Genomic DNA, 269 nt, shown 5'->3' on the forward strand with positions numbered 1-269 from the left:
TATGTCCTAGCATAATACTGTTGGCGTTACTGAGCATCGCTGTTTTGAATGTTTCTCTGGGGTGAATCACTGTTTAGTTAATAGAACCTATCGATAGTGTTTGAATATGTGTAGTTTCGTTTTTACTATTCATACATATAAGTATGAGATGTTCTCGATCACTGTTTCCAATGAATGAACGCATAATTTCTGTCGCATCCCCAGGGTTTGAAATACGATTTTTTAGGTAATTTAATGTATCTGTTTTTATCATTTGTAGTGAAACAATA

1 pseudogene is annotated in these 269 nt (G+C 33.5%); it reads right to left on the reverse strand.

Annotation, left to right across the window (positions count from 1 at the left end):
• A pseudogene (locus tag KA878_RS13945) lies at nt 1-268 on the reverse strand (JAB domain-containing protein); the annotation flags it as partial.
• Nucleotide 269 lies beyond the last annotated feature (1 nt).

The sequence above is a fragment of the Staphylococcus sp. GDY8P57P genome, from assembly GCF_017892585.1.
Taxonomy (GTDB): domain Bacteria; phylum Bacillota; class Bacilli; order Staphylococcales; family Staphylococcaceae; genus Staphylococcus; species Staphylococcus borealis.